The following is a 14896-nucleotide window of genomic DNA, read 5'->3' as shown; positions in this document are numbered from 1 at the left end:
CAAGTGGGAACAAATGAATTTAACTCCTGAAAGCAAAGTCCTAGTACAGGGCATTACAGAATCTCCCGCGTCCACCCGCGCCGCCCTGATGATGAAAGCATACGGCACGAATGTAGTCGCCGGTGTCAGTCCCGGTCGGGGGGGGCTGGAAGTGGAGGGAATTCCGATTTTTGATTTGGTAGAACAAGCAGTGGCGGCAGTGGGTCACGTTGACACTGCGGTAATTTTGGTAGACGCTTACTCGGTGCTGGATGCTGCTTTAGAAGCGATCGCCGGAGGAATTCGGCAAATCGCGATCGTTACTGGGGGAGTGCCTCCTCTGGATATGGTGCACTTAGTCAGAAAAGCAGAAGCCACCGAAACTTTGGTAATCGGGCCCAACAGTCCGGGGATTATTGTGCCCGACAAACTGCTGCTGGGAACTCACCCCAAGGAATTTTACACTCCCGGCCCGGTGGGAGTGATCAGCCGCAGCAGCACTTTGACTTACGAAGTTGCCCTAGAACTGACGGAGGCTGGGTTGGGACAGTCGATGGCGGTTTGTATTGGCTGCGACGCGATTGTCGGTTCTTCTTTTATGCAGTGGCTGCAAATTTTGGACGAAGACGACAGTACCGAAGCGATGGTTTTGGTAGGGGAAGTTGGCGGGTGGAGTGAACAAGCTGCTGCTTCTTACATCGCCTCGGCGATCGACAAACCCGTGGTTGCTTATCTAGCCGGCCGCTACGCTCCCAAGGGGCCGTCTTTGGGCCACGCCGGCATCCTGATCAGTTCTCGGGCGGCTGCCCAAAAAGCCTTTGGAGTTACGGCCCCAAACAAAATGGCTGCCTTTGAAGAGGCTGACATACCTGTGGCGGCTCGACCTTCAGAAATTCCTAAGTTGCTCAAAAAATTGCTCAAGAAAAATTGATTGCTTTGGGAGTTTTCACCAAAGTCCTAACCCTCTTGGGGGTTGGGATAGGGGTAGGGCGGGGGCGGGTTTGGTCTCAAAAGTGTTTGCAGAATGCCACAACAGCCGCTTCAACCCGCCTTTAGGACACATTTATGATTTTTTTACCAAAGCCCTCTGACCGGCCTCACAGGCTGCGGTGCGGGTGCTGGCAAGGGGGCGGCGCGGCGCGGGGCTGGAGGCGGAGTTGTTGGCTGCACGCTGCGGCGAGGTTCGATCGGAGTTTCGGTGGGATTTGTTTCAGTTGTGCGAGTTGTCGATCTCGTCACATCTTGAAGCAGGCTTCGCAGAGTTCCGGCTATACTCTGAACTTTCCCAACAGCGGTGCGAAGGCTGGCAACATCTACGTAAACCTCCTTGAGAGGATACTTTTTCAGGATTTCCAGCAGCGATACCTTACCGTCATCCCCCGATGCCAGGATCACCGCTGCCCGCAAAGCTTTCCCGCTTTCTGTGCGGCGCTGAGTCCGAATTGCTTGACCGATATCGTCAGTGATTTTTTCTCCTGGGGTGCTGTAAACCACCCTCGCCAGATTAGCAGGCTTTAAACCAATTTCTAAACCCATGAACCCCCGCAGCATTTGCGCGTCCATTTTGGAGAACCGGATAATTTGTTGGAGGGTTGGCGTTGTCGTGCCGTTTTTAGCAAAGTCTTCTAAGTCGCTGATATTGATGCCTTGTCTGATCGGGCCAAATGTGAGGACAACTTTTTCGGCCCCTAATGCTGTACTGCTGCTAGATAATATGCTCCCGCTTGCTCCTAAAACTAGGGCAATGCCGATCGATACAAATTTTGTTAATTTCATATTCACCGCTACATTAAAATTATTTTTTCTAGATTTGTACATTTTTGTACATTATAGATGCAGCAGTTATATTCTACAAGGTCGCCAGTGTAATTTGTGCCCGCGTCACACCGACAATCTCGACCGAGACTTTTTCTCGCTCTTGACTTTAAAAATAAGTAACCACATCTGCCGAAATCTTTTCGCTTCTATTCCTTCTGCCTTCTACCTTCTAAATTTCCCGCCTTCTATATTAGAGTGTCTTCCGCCTTCTACATAAGTGCCTTATAAAAATTATAGGAACCGCCCTGACGGGGAGGACTTCTTAATTGCACAAACATTAGGGGTCGATTGCTTATTCTTTCTCTCTTAGGCAACTAAATCCCTCTTGCTTCTTCCCTCCTTCTTCCTTCTTCCGACGGACATCGGACTGACATCCGTTACATCCGTTATAGAATCCGTTGCCGAACTTCCCTCTTCCATCGGACTGACATCCGTTACATCCCGTACATTGCTCGTTGCCGAACTTCCTTCTACTATATGCTGAAAACCAAGCGCAAATCCAAGAAATCCAAACACAAGCACAGTGAAAAAACAACAGCGCTCAGCAAAAAAGAAGTAGCTGCACAAAAACGCAAAATTTCAGAAAAGCGCAATGAATTGGTGCAGGCGATCGCCATAAGCTGCTTAGTCACCGTTGCTCTCAGCATTCCCCTGTTTTTCGTAGCCGGCCCTAAGATTGCTATTGCAGGAGGCGCAGCCGCAGCCATCTTGCTGCTTTCCTACAAATACCCCCGTCAAGCTTTGTGGACTTTTCTAATTTACCTGCCTTTCAGTGGTACAATTACCTACGCAATTGGCGGCGGGAATCCTGCATTTCAAGTAGCCAAAGATGCTTTCTACATACCAGCTCTCATCGCCCTAATTCAAAGCTGCAAAAATAAACAGTTGCCCCTGTTCATTCCTAAACAAATGCTTTCTACCTTCAGCATCGTGTTGATGATGGCAATGCTGACTTTAATTTTTGTCAACGGGGAGATGCAGCTCAACCCTAGGGCGGGTGAAAAACCAATTCTGCAAGGAATTCTCGGATTAAAAGTATTGATAGGTTACATACCGCTGATTGCTTGTACCTATTATCTGCTCCGCACTAAGAAGGATTTGGTATTTTTTAGTCGAATGCACATCGTTTTGGCGATCGTTTGCTGCCTTCTCGGTTTGATTCAGTACCTGTTGCTGCAAAGTGGAAAGTGTGCAGGAACCAGAGGAATGACCGGAGCCGAATTATATAAAGCAACGCTGGAAGCTAGATGTTTTGTCGGCGGTTCTTTGGTGTTCAGTCCAGAAGTCAAGATGGTCCGCTTGCCGGGAACTTTTGTCGCGCCTTGGCAGTGGGCGTGGTTTTTAATTTCTAATGCTTTTTTAACCTTTGCCTCTGCCTTTTGCGATCCTTCATTCTGGTGGCGAGTTATCGGTTTATTGGGCATGGCATTAGTATTTGCCAATGCAGTTATTTCCGGTCAAAGAGCTGCTTTAGTTATGGTTCCCCTTGCTACAGCAATCCTGCTAGTTCTCACCGGTCAATTAGTTAATTTAAAACGATTTATTCCCATCGGTGCAGGACTGGCGATTCTGCTGTTTGTCGGTGCAGCTATTAACCCGGGAATTGTCGAGCAGCGGTGGGATAGTTTTGTTAGTCGCTGGAATGCTGCACCGCCCCAGCAGTTTCTCTTTAATCAGTTCGAGCAAAGCCACAATTTTATCATTGACAGACCTCTCGGTAGAGGTGTGGGACGAGCGACTAATTCAACGCGAATATTTGGTAGCACGCAGCTAATTGAAACTTTCCAACCTAAGTTGATCTACGAACTCGGTTATCCGGGAATGATTAGTTTTCAGGTGATGCTTTTACACTTAGCTTTTCTAACTTTTAAAGCTTACAGATCAGTCAAGGACAAAAGTTTGCGAAGTTACGGAGCTAGTTTTTGGGTGTTTGTTGCATTTATTACGATTAATACTCAATACTATCCGCTGGATGTAGATCCAGTGTCCGTGTATTATTGGGTTTTAGCTGGCGCGATTTTAAAGTTGCCCAAAATTGATAAACAGGTGCAGGATGAAAAACACCAGGAAGTTGAGTCAAATGAATTGCAAGTTCACCAGCCATTAAAGGAGAAAAAAATTATTGCATCTTCCCCAATTTGAGAATAGTTTTGAGTGTTGAGTTGGGTGGATTGTTTCTTGTTAAGTAATCCGCTTTCGCTGCGGGGGAATCCCAATATAGCGCGGCCTGCTGGGTTTATCTATGCTAAAATCTACCCCTACAGCATATTGTGTCTCTTAACTTTATTGGGGTTGCCAAACCGGATGGCTAGCATTCAAATCTTTGTCGTTTGTGAATTTAGTCAATGCCGACCCGTCCCGATTAATTACATACAAGTTACTTTTTTCGCCTTCGGTTTCAGTATATATAAACGCAATTTGCTGGCTGTCAGTAGACCAAGCTAATTCTGAAATCCCAGACGGTTTTAGCCTGGTAGCTAGTTGATTTAGCTGGTTCCCGTCAGCATTGATTTTGTAGAGTTTTTGATTATTGAACTCTCCAGCGACGAAAGCAATAAATTTGCCATCCGGCGACCACGAAAGTTCGTCGTAGTTTCTGGGTTTTTGGGTGAGATTCTTGGCTGTACCCCGGTTAATGTCGAGCAAGTAGATATCTTGCTGTTCGCCTGTTGAATCGCCGGGTTTATTGTAATAGTAAGCAATGTGGCTGCTGTCGGGCGACCAAAATAGTTTGACGTTGTAAACCTCATTTTGCGGGTTGTTTGTCAAATTTTTGAGGTTGGTTCCATCGGCATTAATTGTGTAAAGTTGCTGTTTCGGATAAGCGCCGAACAGGAAAGCAATTTTTGTGCGATCGGGCGACCAAACAAGTTGACTGCCGCCAGATATATATTCGCCGGGACTTTTAGTTAGTTTGGTCATTCCCGAACCGTCGGCATTCATTTTGTAGATATTTTTATCCTTGACAAATGCTACCTGCTGACCGTCTGGCGAAAGGTGAAATTCCGATGAAATTTCCGTTTGAGGCGGCTCTCCTCCTACTTCCAATTCCCGAACTAATTTAGTTGCTTGGATGCCAGAAGTGTCGCTTATATAAAGTGATTGACTGCCGGGAGTATCAGAGGTAAAACCGTCGCAAGAACGGGCAAAAATAAATTTCTGGCTGTTGGAAAACCAAGCTATTTCAAAATTAGCTGCTTTGCAAGCATCCCCAGCAAACTGTTTAGTTAGTCGAGAACCGTCAGCATTGACTGTATAAATGTCAGTATCGCCACTCACGAAAGCCAGTCGCTGACCGTTGGGCGACCAAACTAGGGTATAGCTAACATCTATGTTTGGGGCAAGTTCGCGGCGGGAGGAACCGTCAGCATTGACCCCAAATAAACTTGTTCTAAACTCGCTGCCGCGCATCTGGAGAGCCACAAACGCCAGTCTGCTTGGTTTTTGGGCTGCGGTTGTCGGAGGGCTGTGAAGGCTCAAAAACAAGCTGATTAAGAGTGTTAAGGAGATAAGGGCGATCGAACTAAGTCGCAATAATTTATTCAAAAGCATTTTGTCAATATCATCTCCTTACTTTTAAATTTTCACAGTCTTCAGTCCTCATATCTCCGACTTCTTAAAATCCTGCGGGTAGCTGGCAAATTCTAACTCCAAGCTATTACCAATGCCCCATTCACAATGCCCGATTCAAAGTGTTTGTCTGTCGATATGTCTCGATAGCCTCAAACTCTGTTTAATTCTGCCAATAATTAGCTCGAACATTTTTTTGCGGGACGGATTCTTGCTGCTGGGTGGCATCCCTAACTCGCAACACATCAAGTTCAAGTCAGTTGCACTCATGGCTAACAACTTTTGCCTCACCTCTTCTTCATTACCATTCTTAGCTTGTAAACGCAGTTCTTCATAAACTTCTAGAACATTTCTAGCCGATAAATTAACAGGTTTATTAACATCAGCACCCCTGGGAATATCCGAAGTTTTTGAGCCAGCAGAAATCACTCCCCGCTTGACTTGAGTCTCAAGCCGGGTTAATTTTCGAGCAACGTCCCGCAAGATTTCCTTAAGTTCGCCAATTTCCTCAACCAACCCCCCGCTTTCTTGTTCGGAAGCAGCCAAACTTTCTTTTTTACTCATTTCAGATACTCCTCACACTCGCGCCATAGTTTTTCAAATTCTCTAACTAATTCTCGCGGCAGTTCTCCCTCATTAATCGCCCGTTTTAGCCCCACGCTTTCCCGAATCGTCGATTCTAAAAATCTAACTTCTATGTTATTATCTTTTGATATCTCGTCGCAAAGTCTCTTTACTTCTCTCATGTAAAACTGAACTTCATTTGTCAGCAATCCTCCATAGGTTTTAGCTTTATTCATAAAGACTGCTATCTTGGGAAACGGATAAGGCTCAATCCGTTTCTGAAGCGAGTTTAAAACTAAACTCAATCCCCTAGAACCAAAATAATCGGGATTGACGGGAATTAATATTAAGTCGCAGCAAGAGAGTACGCTGTAGGTGAGGAGACTGAAGGAAGGCGAACAGTCAAAAAGCATCAAGTCGTATTTGGGGAGATTGGCAGAGTTGGCGATTTTGCCGATGAATCTGCGGATGAAGTCTTTAACACTTTTTCCCTCAAATCCATCGATATCCAACCAATACAATTCTTCAACTGAAGGGACAAAATGCAACTGTTCGTCAATCTGATAAATGGTGTCGAAACCAACGGGAAATTTAAAGTTTTGTCCGGCTTTTTTAAAGACTTCTAGAGCGTCGTAAATTGTAAGTCTATGCTTGAGGGATTTTTCGTACCACTTACCAAACTTGTCATCTAAATGACCTGTATTTTCGTTAAGTCCGATCGCCTCTGTGAGCGACATTTGCGGATCTAAGTCTAACATCAAGACTTCTAAGTCGGTTCCTTGGGATATAATATTTCCCAGACTCCAAGTGACGGTAGTCTTTCCGACCCCGCCTTTGAAGTTGATTACGGCTATTGATTTAGGACTCATGGCTGGCTTTGTTTGGATTTTGCTCAATTTTTTATTAAAACATAACGATCGCCCAATTAGCGTTTGCTAAGTATTATTACTCCAATAATGGCGATTGCCTTGAGTAGGCGATCGCCAGATTAACAGCGAGTCTCTTTTTAGAAAAGAACGTCAGGAAACTTGAAAACGTGACTAGCAATATTCCGCACCTTTACTAATGGAACAGGTAATCCAGTTACACTGTAGCCTCGATTTGGTACTACTTTCTGCGAGAGTTCTGGCTGTTGTTGCGAAACTAACAACCTGAATTTACCCGGTTCGACGACCAATATCTCCTGTTGAGGAATGAAAAATATCCAGAGATCGGCTTGCGAAGTCCATCCCCAACAGGGACGGTTGCGATCGTCACAAGCTTCAAAAAACAAGTTTCCAGTTTGCTTGGCTTTTATATCAGTCTTGTACTCAGCAGTTGCAGTTGAACCGTTTGGGCGAATTAGTACGCGGTCAATACCTGCTTTCTGATACTGTGGCAAATCTGAGACATCCTCAATGCGATAGCCATGAATCTGCAACCACTGGTCTACGATCGCCTCTCCTGTCTTTCCTACTTTCTTTTGACTTTGGAAGTCGTATTCCTGTTTTTGGGAAAGCGGGGGTAGTGGCTGGGATAATTCGGCTTCGGTGTGCTGATTATTGTTGTACATGATTAATTCCGTCCGCTAAGTTTTGAGTAGTGAATCACTACATCCCTAGCTTCGCAGTCACACTTTTAAAGTTCAGCCTAAGTAAGGGATGACTTTGGTATGAGTTGGGTATGATTTATAATAGGAGGAGCTAAAATGGTCACAAATAGAGTAGTGGGACTATGGCAAAGAGGGCAAAGACATCGCTTACAGCATCTGAAGCAGGCATCGAACAAGCCAGAATAGCTTTGACGGACAAGAAGTGGAATTATCATGATTTGGAAAATGAACTAAGCATAAGTTATCAGCCTGTTGTAAATTTTTTTAATGGTAGGGCTGTTAAGCGCACAATTTTTGTTAATATTTGCCAAAAGCTAGAGTTAGATTGGCAAAAAATAAAAATAGTCGATTCTCCTATCAATCAACCTGAATCGAAGCAAGAACAGAAAGAACCCAGCAACACGCAACCTGCAAATACTGAACCTGAGCAAATTGAGGAAGTGCTGGACAACTTTTGTGACGAGGTTGTGGTGGAGAGGGTGCGATCGCACTCTCCTCTCTGTGCTGAGGATTTCAATAAACTGGGAATAAAAAAGGCTGAGGAAGGAGATTTTGAGGTAGCACTTGAAAATTTCGATCGAGCAATTAAGCTCAATCCAGATTATGCAGATGCCTACAATAACCGGGCTAAGGTTCGCTATGAACTAGGAGACTTGCCGGGAGCAATTGAAGATTACGCAGAGGCGATATTGCTCAATCCTAAGTGTTCAGATTTTCACAAAAACGGGGGTATTATTTCTTGTGAATTACGTGATTACCGAGGATCACAGGCAGATCACAGCCGAGCAATCCAACTAGATCCTAACAATCATCAAGCCTACAATAGCCGAGGTTTTGCTCGTGTACAAATGGGGGATGTGCCAGGGGCACTTAAAGATTTCACCCGAGCAATTGAACTAAATCCTGATTATGCCCTTGCTTGGAATAATCGAGGTGATGTCTACTTGGAATCCGGAAATCTGGAAAGAGCGCTTGAAGATTATACCCGGGCAGCTCACCTGAATCTTAATAATCCTAAAATATTCTACAACCTAGGGGTTATTCACTATAGCTTGGGGAACAAAGAGAAAGCGCTTGAGGATTATAACCAGGCAATTAAGCTTAAACGAGACTTGGCTGAAGCTTATTACAACCGAGGCATTGTCCACTATGAACTGGGCGATTTCCGCAGAGGAGATGAGGATTTTCACACTGCTAAAAATTTATATCGGGTGCAGGGAAAACAAGAAAATTACCAAAAGGTACTTAATCTAATAGAAGAACTTCAACAAGAAGATTGAGAGCGATCGCATTTAGTAAATTGATAAAAAGAGCAATCGCTACATTGCTTAAAGCTTCATTCACTATAATGATTCTTACAAGCTGCGATCGCAATTTCTTCATCTGTAACTTGGTAAACCAAACGATGTTCGTTATCAATGCGCCTCGACCAAAAACCACTTAACTCGTATTTCAGAGGTTCAGGTTTGCCCAATCCTTCAAAGGGCGATCGATCTATATCTTTAATCAGTTCTACAATTTTGCGATAAATCTTTTTGTCTAATTTTGCCCATTCATTAAAATCTGCAAAAGCAGAAGATTCAAAAATAATTCTTCTACTCATTACAAATCCTGTAAATCGACTTCAACTAAATTTTGTCTGTCTTTAACATTTTCAATAGCTTTCAACAGTTTGGTTTTATTGATTTCCGATTTCAAAAGATATTCGGTTTCATCGCATTCTGAGACAATTATTTCAATCTCTTTATCTCCAAAAAGCGCTTTAATTTGTTCTAAAAAGTTACGATCTAGTTCACTGGCTTTTAAACGATAAACTGTTGACATCGTTTTTACCTATTTTTGATTTCTATAAAAATTAATATTGCCTTTAAATACAGTAGTTTGAAGTTGACACTAAGGGCTGGCAAAATTGCCAGCCCTCAAATTGTTTTAGCGTTTGACCAACTTCTTAGAAACCTTCCGCAAGCGAATTGATTTCGGTGTTACTTCCACCAATTCATCCTGGCCGATGTACTCCAAAGCGCGCTCCAAACTCATATCGACTGGTGCTTGCAATTGCGCCAATTCTTCACCGCCAGATGCGCGGTGGTTTGTCAACTGCTTCGACTTGCAAATATTCAGCTCCATGTCTTCATCTCGGTTGTTTTCTCCGATAATCATCCCTCTGTAAACCTTGGTTCCGGGGGTAATGAAAAACACGCCGCGGTCTTCAGCATTTTTCAGTGAATAAGTAGTTGCAACTCCTTCTTCAAAGGAAATCAATACTCCGTTGCGACGGGCGATAATTTCTCCACCGAGGGGGCGATAGTCGAGGAAGCTGTGGTTCATAATTCCAGCGCCGCGAGTCAAGCGCATGAACTCGCCTCGGAATCCAATCAAACCGCGAGCGGGAACTGAAAATTCGATTTGGGTGCGACCGGTGCTGCTGACGTGCATATCTTGCATTTCTGCTTTCCGCTGACCGAGGCGTTCGATGCAGCCGCCGACGGCTTCTTCGGGTACGTCTAACACCAAACATTCAAAGGGTTCGCAGGGACGACCGCCGATTTCGCGGTAGATTACTTGCGGCTGGGATACTTGAAATTCGTATCCTTCGCGACGCATATTTTCGATCAGGATTCCGAGGTGGAGTTCGCCACGGCCGGATACGAGGAATTTGTCGGGAGATTCGGTTTCTTCGACGCGCAAGGCGACGTTGGTTTGGAGTTCTCGCATTAGCCGATCGCGAATTTGTCGCGATGTTACCAAACTACCTTCTTGACCGCAGAACGGCGAATCGTTCACAGAGAAAGTCATCTGCAAAGTCGGTTCGTCTACCTTGATTAAAGGCAGCGCTTGCGGGTCGTTGGGACAGGTAATTGTCTCGCCAATATACGCATCAGCAAAACCGGCAACGGCGACAAGATTACCAGCAGTAGATTCTGGGATATCTATCCGCTTCAGGCCTTCAAAGCCCATCAATTTGGTAATTTTTGATTTGACAAGCGCGCCGCTTTCTGTGATTAAGACTGCTTGTTGACCAACTCTAATTGTGCCGTTGTGGATGCGACCGATGACGATGCGACCGACGTATTCTGAGTAATCTAAGGTGGTTACTTGCAGTTGCAGCGGCTTGTTGGGGTCGCCGACGGGGGGTGGTACGTGGTCGAGGATTTCTTCAAAGAGGGGCTTCATATCTACCCCTTCGTCTTCGAGGTGTTTTTTGGCGTAACCGCTTAAGCCGGAACCGAAGAGGTAGGGAAATTCGCACTGATCGTCGTCAGCACCTAGTTCGAGGAACAGATCCAAAACTTTATCGACGGCTTTGTGGGGGTCTGCTCGCTCGCGATCGATCTTATTCACAAAGACGATCGGGCGCAGTCCTTTTTCTAGGGCTTTTTTGAGCACGAAGCGGGTTTGCGGCATCGGGCCTTCGTTGGCGTCTACGATCAGCAAACAGCCGTCAACCATGCCGAGAACTCGTTCGACTTCTCCGCCGAAGTCCGCGTGTCCGGGGGTATCGACGATGTTGATCAGGGTTTCTCCGTACCTGACGGCGGTGTTTTTGGAAAGGATGGTAATGCCACGTTCGCGCTCGATGTCGTTGGAGTCCATGACGCAATCTGGGATTTCTTCCCCTTCGCGGAAGATCCCGGACTGTCTGAGGAGAGCGTCCACAAGGGTGGTTTTGCCGTGATCGACGTGAGCAATGATGGCGACGTTGCGAATGGGAAGACTCATAATGCGTCTGGAACGTTAAACGGATCTAACTAAAGATTTCTTAATAATTGTAGCGCATGGAGTCAAGGGGCGATCGGGCGCGGCTTTAAGATTGGAGTGCGATCGTCGCTAGAATCAAGATTATAGAAGCGCAACTGAGATAAATGGAGCGTTACACTACCCCTGATGGCAGAGTTTCTTTCGATGGGCGATCTTGAGTTGGTCCAGGTGAAGAAGGTTGGATAGGGGGCGATCGCCGGTATTAAGATGAGGGTGCAAGCACGATCGACTTTATGGAAGTACAACCCAGAGATATTCAGCAGTATCAGATACCTGATGGCAAAATTCCTTTTTCCGAGTGGTTGGAATCTCTCCCTTGACTTTAAAGGCAAAGCCAAGATTATTAAAAGGCTTGAGCGGGTTAGCGATGGCAATCTGGGAGATTCTCGATCGCTGGGAGAGGGAGTCTGGGAATTTAGGATTGACTTTGGCCCGGGCTAACGCGTCTATTTTGGACAAATAGAAACAACTATAGTGCTTCTGCTGTGTGGTGGAGATCAAAGCACTCAAGAGCAAGATATTAGCACAGCTAAGAAATATTGGAGAGAATACAGGAGCAGAGAAAATGCCTAAAAGCGTACCTTACCATCCGTTAAAAATTAAATCTCTCAAAGACCCCTTATTTGCTGTGGCTTACCTCACAGAGATACTTGAGGAGGAAGAAGGAGATTTGGAATTAGGAATCATGCGAAAAGCACTTCGAGATGTATTTGAGGCTCTGGGCGAACCAAATATGTCTGCTGAAGATGCTAAATTGCATTTGGAAAAATTAGATGTTTTGTTGTCGGGAGAAGGAAGTGCGACAATTTATGCTTTGGCTAATTGGCTGAATGCTCTGGGATTGAAGTTAACTGTTGCGGTTGATGAAGGGGATAAAGGGGAAGAGCAAGATTCTGTTAGTGCTGCTGAATTGGCGGAAGTTGGTAATGTTTGATTTTGGGCGATCGAGCTTTAAGCTAGTAATTAGACCTTGACGGCGATCGAAGCCCGATCGCTAAAGGAAGTAGCCGATCCCTCCGGCGTATCCTACAATACTGTTAAAACTTATGCCCGATCGCCCGGTACGGTAATGGCTGACATCGGTGCTCTGCTAAAATTGGCCCGGACGTTTGATGTGTCGATCGAAGAATTGTGGGATTTTGTGGAACAGTAACAAATTACACTTAAAATAAACCAGCGCTACCAGCGCCAACCAGTTCGGCCTCGCAGGGACGATCGACTGTGGGCCCAAGCAACAGATGCGAGAGTTGGCGGATGGGACGGGGCGAAGTCTGAAAGAGATGATATATTCTCAGCGGCAATTGTAGCTGTTCGATCGCCCATATCGGTCTACAATTTTTAACGTTGAGCCTTATTGAAGTGCAGGAGTGGAGCTGGCTTGGATAACGCTAGTCTGTCAAGAAAACCCCCGCAAGCCTCGGAGCTTGTCGCCGACGAAATTCCCGAAGCAGTGCGAGACCACCCATACCCAGAAGCAGGGCAGAGTCAGTCCAAGAAAAAAGGGCTGATTTGGAAACTGCTAGGGTTGGCCGCACTAGCCTGTGGGGTCAGCATCTGGCTGCACCTCAACTTTAACTTGTTCCCAGCCACCAGTCAGGCAGAGCAAACTCAACAAAACTCAGCGCCGACAAGTTCCGCGTCTCCGTCTGTCGCGAGTCCAGCTAGCACCCCTAAAGTCCCCACAACCCCAGACAACCTCCTGGGACACTTGCCGTACCCAGAAGCACCAGCCAAAGACTTGGTAGGCGTCACCTCCGACGGTAGCATCAAACTCCGCACCTCAGCAGCAGCAAAATATCAAGAAATGGCCAACGCCGCCGCCGCATCAGGCATCTACTTCGCTCCCATATCGGGCTTTCGCTCCCTGGAAGACCAACAGCACGTATTTTTTGACGTGAAAGCCGAACGCAGGCAAAACGCCAGCAAGCGAGCCGAAGTCAGCGCCCCTCCAGGTTACAGCGAACACCACACAGGTTACGCGATCGACATCGGCGACGGCAGCGCCCCGGATACCAACCTCAGCCCCAGTTTTGAAAATACCCAAGCATTCAAGTGGTTAGAAGCCAACGCCGTCGCCTTCAGCTTTGAAATGTCCTTCCCCAAAAACAATCGCCAAGGCGTCAGTTACGAGCCTTGGCATTGGCGGTTTGTGGGCGACAAGCAAAGCCTCGAAACTTTCTACAAAGCTCATTCGATGAATAAGTAGAGGCAGTGCGATTCGTTGAAACGTGAATCACGGTGAAAGCCCGTACATAACGTTTCCAGCCACAAGGCTGAACTCTCGGTCTGATAAGGGTGCAAGCCCCTTCTGCCAGACTCAGGTATGACTCCCTATCTGCCCACACCGACCGAGCTCGATTCTTGGAGAGTGAAGCTGGGAACAGGGCGCAACCAGACACCCAATGTGGGGTGACACTTGGCGCTAATGGGGGGTTCCAATGGTGAAACAGAGCCTAGAAAAGTAACTTAATCTAGAGCGGGACACAGACCAAAACTCCCGACTCCACTGGAGTTCATTCCCGCCGAATCACCTGTCTCAATATCGGCAAGAGTCCAGGGAATCCAGCAGTTAAATTGGCTCCACCTAAAGGAACAATCAATCTAACCGAGGGAACGAAGAAAAACGAACTGAGGGTCAAGAGGAAGTCGAACTCTTTCGTAGGCTAGACGAGCAGCGGAACTCCCTTAGTTCGGGTAGGACAGACCGTAATTGGTCGCTCGGTGTTCAGAAAACATAAGTTAGAGCAGCGCATGGTTAGACACAGCAGCAATGTTAGTGAATCTTGGAAGACGTTACCGTGGAAGAAATTCCGCCGTGATTTATTCCGCCTACAAAAACGAGTGTTTAAAGCGATTCAAGTTGGAGACAAGCAGAAAGCGAAGTCCCTTCAAAAGCTAATTCTGAAATCTCGGGCTGCAAGAATGTTGGCGATACGTCAAGTAACTCAACTAAATGCTGGCAAAAAGACTGCGGGAATCGATGGAAGAGCCTCACTCACATTTGAGGAAAGGTTTTCCCTGAGTGAAGAACTCAGAGACAAAAATAACAACTGGAAACATCAGAAGTTACGTTCAATACCAATCCCAAAAAAGGATGGGAGTACCCGCCTCCTTAAGATACCTACTATCGCCGATAGAGCGTGGCAATGCCTCGCAAAATACGCGCTAGAGCCAGCACACGAAGCAACCTTCCACGCTCGTAGCTACGGATTCAGGACAGGGAGGTCAGCGCATGACGCGCAGAAATTTCTTTTCCTAAATCTAAGCTCAAAAGCCCACGGAATATCCAAGCGAGTCATAGAACTCGATATCGAAAAATGCTTCGACAGGATAAGCCACAATAGCATTATGGAAAGACTCATCGCCCCATTAGGCATCAAGACCGGAATATTCCGGTGTCTAAAATCAGGAGTCAATCCAAGATTTCCAGAACAAGGAACCCCGCAAGGGGGCGTGGTAAGTCCATTACTAGCCAATATTGCTCTCAATGGGATTGAAGAAATACATCAATCAGTCCGTTACGCGGATGACATGGTAAGCGCGACACGATGTCGCATGTTGTGAGTGAGGAGGTGACTTCTCTAGGTTAGTGTCCAAACCTATCCTCAATCTCCA

The 14896-nt window shown here is 46.2% G+C and carries 16 protein-coding genes and 1 pseudogene; 8 read left to right on the top strand and 9 right to left on the bottom strand.

Annotated features, from left to right (window positions below; all coding sequences use genetic code 11):
• Positions 1–13 precede the first annotated feature (13 nt).
• Complete coding sequence (locus tag QUA33_RS23150; RefSeq protein WP_190737145.1) at positions 14–910, top strand: succinate--CoA ligase subunit alpha; 897 nt, start codon at positions 14–16, stop codon at positions 908–910.
• A 143-nt stretch (positions 911–1053) separates the two neighbouring features.
• Here QUA33_RS23150 and QUA33_RS23145 read toward each other — a convergent pair whose 3' ends face one another.
• Entirely contained in the window at positions 1054–1755 is a 702-nt protein-coding gene (locus tag QUA33_RS23145) for an alpha/beta hydrolase (RefSeq protein ID WP_333151511.1), read from the bottom strand.
• Between the two features lie 519 nt (positions 1756–2274).
• On the opposite strand from QUA33_RS23145, the gene hpsL reads away from it, so the two are divergent.
• The gene (hpsL, locus tag QUA33_RS23140) at positions 2275–3939 is read left to right on the top strand and encodes a hormogonium polysaccharide biosynthesis protein HpsL (protein WP_333151510.1); all 1665 of its coding nucleotides are present in this window, start codon (positions 2275–2277) and stop codon (positions 3937–3939) included.
• A gap of 141 nt (positions 3940–4080) precedes the next feature.
• Here hpsL and QUA33_RS23135 read toward each other — a convergent pair whose 3' ends face one another.
• The 4 genes from QUA33_RS23135 to QUA33_RS23120 all read right to left on the bottom strand — a co-directional run bounded on the left by QUA33_RS23135 (position 4081) and on the right by QUA33_RS23120 (position 7483).
• Positions 4081–5349, bottom strand: coding sequence for a DPP IV N-terminal domain-containing protein (locus QUA33_RS23135; RefSeq protein ID WP_333151508.1), 1269 nt, complete (start codon positions 5347–5349; stop codon positions 4081–4083).
• 135 nt (positions 5350–5484) lie between these two features.
• Positions 5485–5931 carry a hypothetical protein gene (locus QUA33_RS23130; protein ID WP_333151506.1) on the bottom strand — a complete coding sequence of 149 codons (447 nt, stop codon included), beginning with the start codon at positions 5929–5931 and terminating at the stop codon, positions 5485–5487.
• A complete protein-coding gene (locus QUA33_RS23125) occupies positions 5928–6800 on the bottom strand; it encodes a ParA family protein (protein ID WP_333029965.1) in 873 nt (290 codons plus the stop codon). The genes QUA33_RS23130 and QUA33_RS23125 overlap by 4 nt, the downstream gene beginning before the upstream one ends.
• 137 nt (positions 6801–6937) lie before the next feature.
• Complete coding sequence (locus tag QUA33_RS23120; protein ID WP_333151504.1) at positions 6938–7483, bottom strand: hypothetical protein; 546 nt, start codon at positions 7481–7483, stop codon at positions 6938–6940.
• Positions 7484–7740: 257 nt separating this feature from the next.
• Between QUA33_RS23120 and QUA33_RS23115 the strand changes: the two genes are divergently transcribed.
• The gene (locus QUA33_RS23115) at positions 7741–8802 is read left to right on the top strand and encodes a tetratricopeptide repeat protein (RefSeq protein ID WP_333151502.1); all 1062 of its coding nucleotides are present in this window, start codon (positions 7741–7743) and stop codon (positions 8800–8802) included.
• Between the two features lie 56 nt (positions 8803–8858).
• Here QUA33_RS23115 and QUA33_RS23110 read toward each other — a convergent pair whose 3' ends face one another.
• The 3 genes from QUA33_RS23110 to typA form a co-directional block, all read right to left on the bottom strand.
• Complete coding sequence (locus tag QUA33_RS23110) at positions 8859–9125, bottom strand: Txe/YoeB family addiction module toxin (protein ID WP_333093428.1); 267 nt, start codon at positions 9123–9125, stop codon at positions 8859–8861.
• Entirely contained in the window at positions 9125–9346 is a 222-nt protein-coding gene (locus QUA33_RS23105) for a hypothetical protein (RefSeq protein WP_333151500.1), read from the bottom strand. Before QUA33_RS23105 ends, QUA33_RS23110 begins: the two co-directional genes overlap by 1 nt.
• A gap of 105 nt (positions 9347–9451) precedes the next feature.
• Positions 9452–11242 carry a translational GTPase TypA gene (typA, locus tag QUA33_RS23100; protein ID WP_333151498.1) on the bottom strand — a complete coding sequence of 597 codons (1791 nt, stop codon included), beginning with the start codon at positions 11240–11242 and terminating at the stop codon, positions 9452–9454.
• Between the two features lie 272 nt (positions 11243–11514).
• Here typA and QUA33_RS23095 point away from each other — a divergent pair.
• The 3 genes and pseudogenes from QUA33_RS23095 (at position 11515) to QUA33_RS23085 (ending at position 12434) form a co-directional block, all read left to right on the top strand.
• Positions 11515–11854 (top strand): annotated as a pseudogene (locus QUA33_RS23095) (type II toxin-antitoxin system RelE/ParE family toxin).
• Positions 11847–12215, top strand: coding sequence for a transcriptional regulator (locus QUA33_RS23090; RefSeq protein WP_333151496.1), 369 nt, complete (start codon positions 11847–11849; stop codon positions 12213–12215). The pseudogene QUA33_RS23095 and the gene QUA33_RS23090 overlap by 8 nt, the downstream one beginning before the upstream one ends.
• A 36-nt stretch (positions 12216–12251) precedes the next feature.
• Positions 12252–12434 (top strand): helix-turn-helix transcriptional regulator, encoded by a 183-nt coding sequence (locus tag QUA33_RS23085; protein WP_333151495.1) that lies wholly within the window; start codon positions 12252–12254, stop codon positions 12432–12434.
• 26 nt (positions 12435–12460) lie between these two features.
• Here QUA33_RS23085 and QUA33_RS23080 read toward each other — a convergent pair whose 3' ends face one another.
• Positions 12461–12604, bottom strand: coding sequence for a hypothetical protein (locus tag QUA33_RS23080; protein WP_333067808.1), 144 nt, complete (start codon positions 12602–12604; stop codon positions 12461–12463).
• A 55-nt stretch (positions 12605–12659) separates the two neighbouring features.
• Between QUA33_RS23080 and QUA33_RS23075 the strand changes: the two genes are divergently transcribed.
• Both QUA33_RS23075 and QUA33_RS23070 read left to right on the top strand, forming a co-directional pair.
• The gene (locus QUA33_RS23075) at positions 12660–13487 is read left to right on the top strand and encodes a M15 family metallopeptidase (RefSeq protein ID WP_333151493.1); all 828 of its coding nucleotides are present in this window, start codon (positions 12660–12662) and stop codon (positions 13485–13487) included.
• 545 nt (positions 13488–14032) lie between these two features.
• Positions 14033–14845 carry a reverse transcriptase N-terminal domain-containing protein gene (locus QUA33_RS23070; RefSeq protein WP_333151491.1) on the top strand — a complete coding sequence of 271 codons (813 nt, stop codon included), beginning with the start codon at positions 14033–14035 and terminating at the stop codon, positions 14843–14845.
• Positions 14846–14896: the final 51 nt, after the last annotated feature.

Source organism: Microcoleus sp. Pol14D4 (assembly GCF_036701245.1).
Classification (GTDB): domain Bacteria; phylum Cyanobacteriota; class Cyanobacteriia; order Cyanobacteriales; family Microcoleaceae; genus Microcoleus.
The sequence above is the reverse complement of the archived record's forward strand: the minus strand, read 5'-3'. Positions and strand labels throughout refer to the sequence as shown.

Excerpts from the sequence above, each read along its gene's own strand:
- QUA33_RS23150 (WP_190737145.1), top strand. The coding sequence starts at position 14 with ATGAATTTAACTCCTGAAAGCAAAGTCCTAGTACAGGGCATTACAGAA.
- QUA33_RS23145 (WP_333151511.1), bottom strand. The coding sequence starts at position 1,755 with ATGAAATTAACAAAATTTGTATCGATCGGCATTGCCCTAGTTTTAGGA.
- hpsL (WP_333151510.1), top strand. The coding sequence starts at position 2,275 with ATGCTGAAAACCAAGCGCAAATCCAAGAAATCCAAACACAAGCACAGT.
- QUA33_RS23135 (WP_333151508.1), bottom strand. The coding sequence starts at position 5,349 with ATGCTTTTGAATAAATTATTGCGACTTAGTTCGATCGCCCTTATCTCC.
- QUA33_RS23130 (WP_333151506.1), bottom strand. The coding sequence starts at position 5,931 with ATGAGTAAAAAAGAAAGTTTGGCTGCTTCCGAACAAGAAAGCGGGGGG.
- QUA33_RS23125 (WP_333029965.1), bottom strand. The coding sequence starts at position 6,800 with ATGAGTCCTAAATCAATAGCCGTAATCAACTTCAAAGGCGGGGTCGGA.
- QUA33_RS23120 (WP_333151504.1), bottom strand. The coding sequence starts at position 7,483 with ATGTACAACAATAATCAGCACACCGAAGCCGAATTATCCCAGCCACTA.
- QUA33_RS23110 (WP_333093428.1), bottom strand. The coding sequence starts at position 9,125 with ATGAGTAGAAGAATTATTTTTGAATCTTCTGCTTTTGCAGATTTTAAT.
- QUA33_RS23105 (WP_333151500.1), bottom strand. The coding sequence starts at position 9,346 with ATGTCAACAGTTTATCGTTTAAAAGCCAGTGAACTAGATCGTAACTTT.
- typA (WP_333151498.1), bottom strand. The coding sequence starts at position 11,242 with ATGAGTCTTCCCATTCGCAACGTCGCCATCATTGCTCACGTCGATCAC.
- QUA33_RS23090 (WP_333151496.1), top strand. The coding sequence starts at position 11,847 with ATGCCTAAAAGCGTACCTTACCATCCGTTAAAAATTAAATCTCTCAAA.
- QUA33_RS23080 (WP_333067808.1), bottom strand. The coding sequence starts at position 12,604 with ATGGGCGATCGAACAGCTACAATTGCCGCTGAGAATATATCATCTCTT.
- QUA33_RS23070 (WP_333151491.1), top strand. The coding sequence starts at position 14,033 with ATGGTTAGACACAGCAGCAATGTTAGTGAATCTTGGAAGACGTTACCG.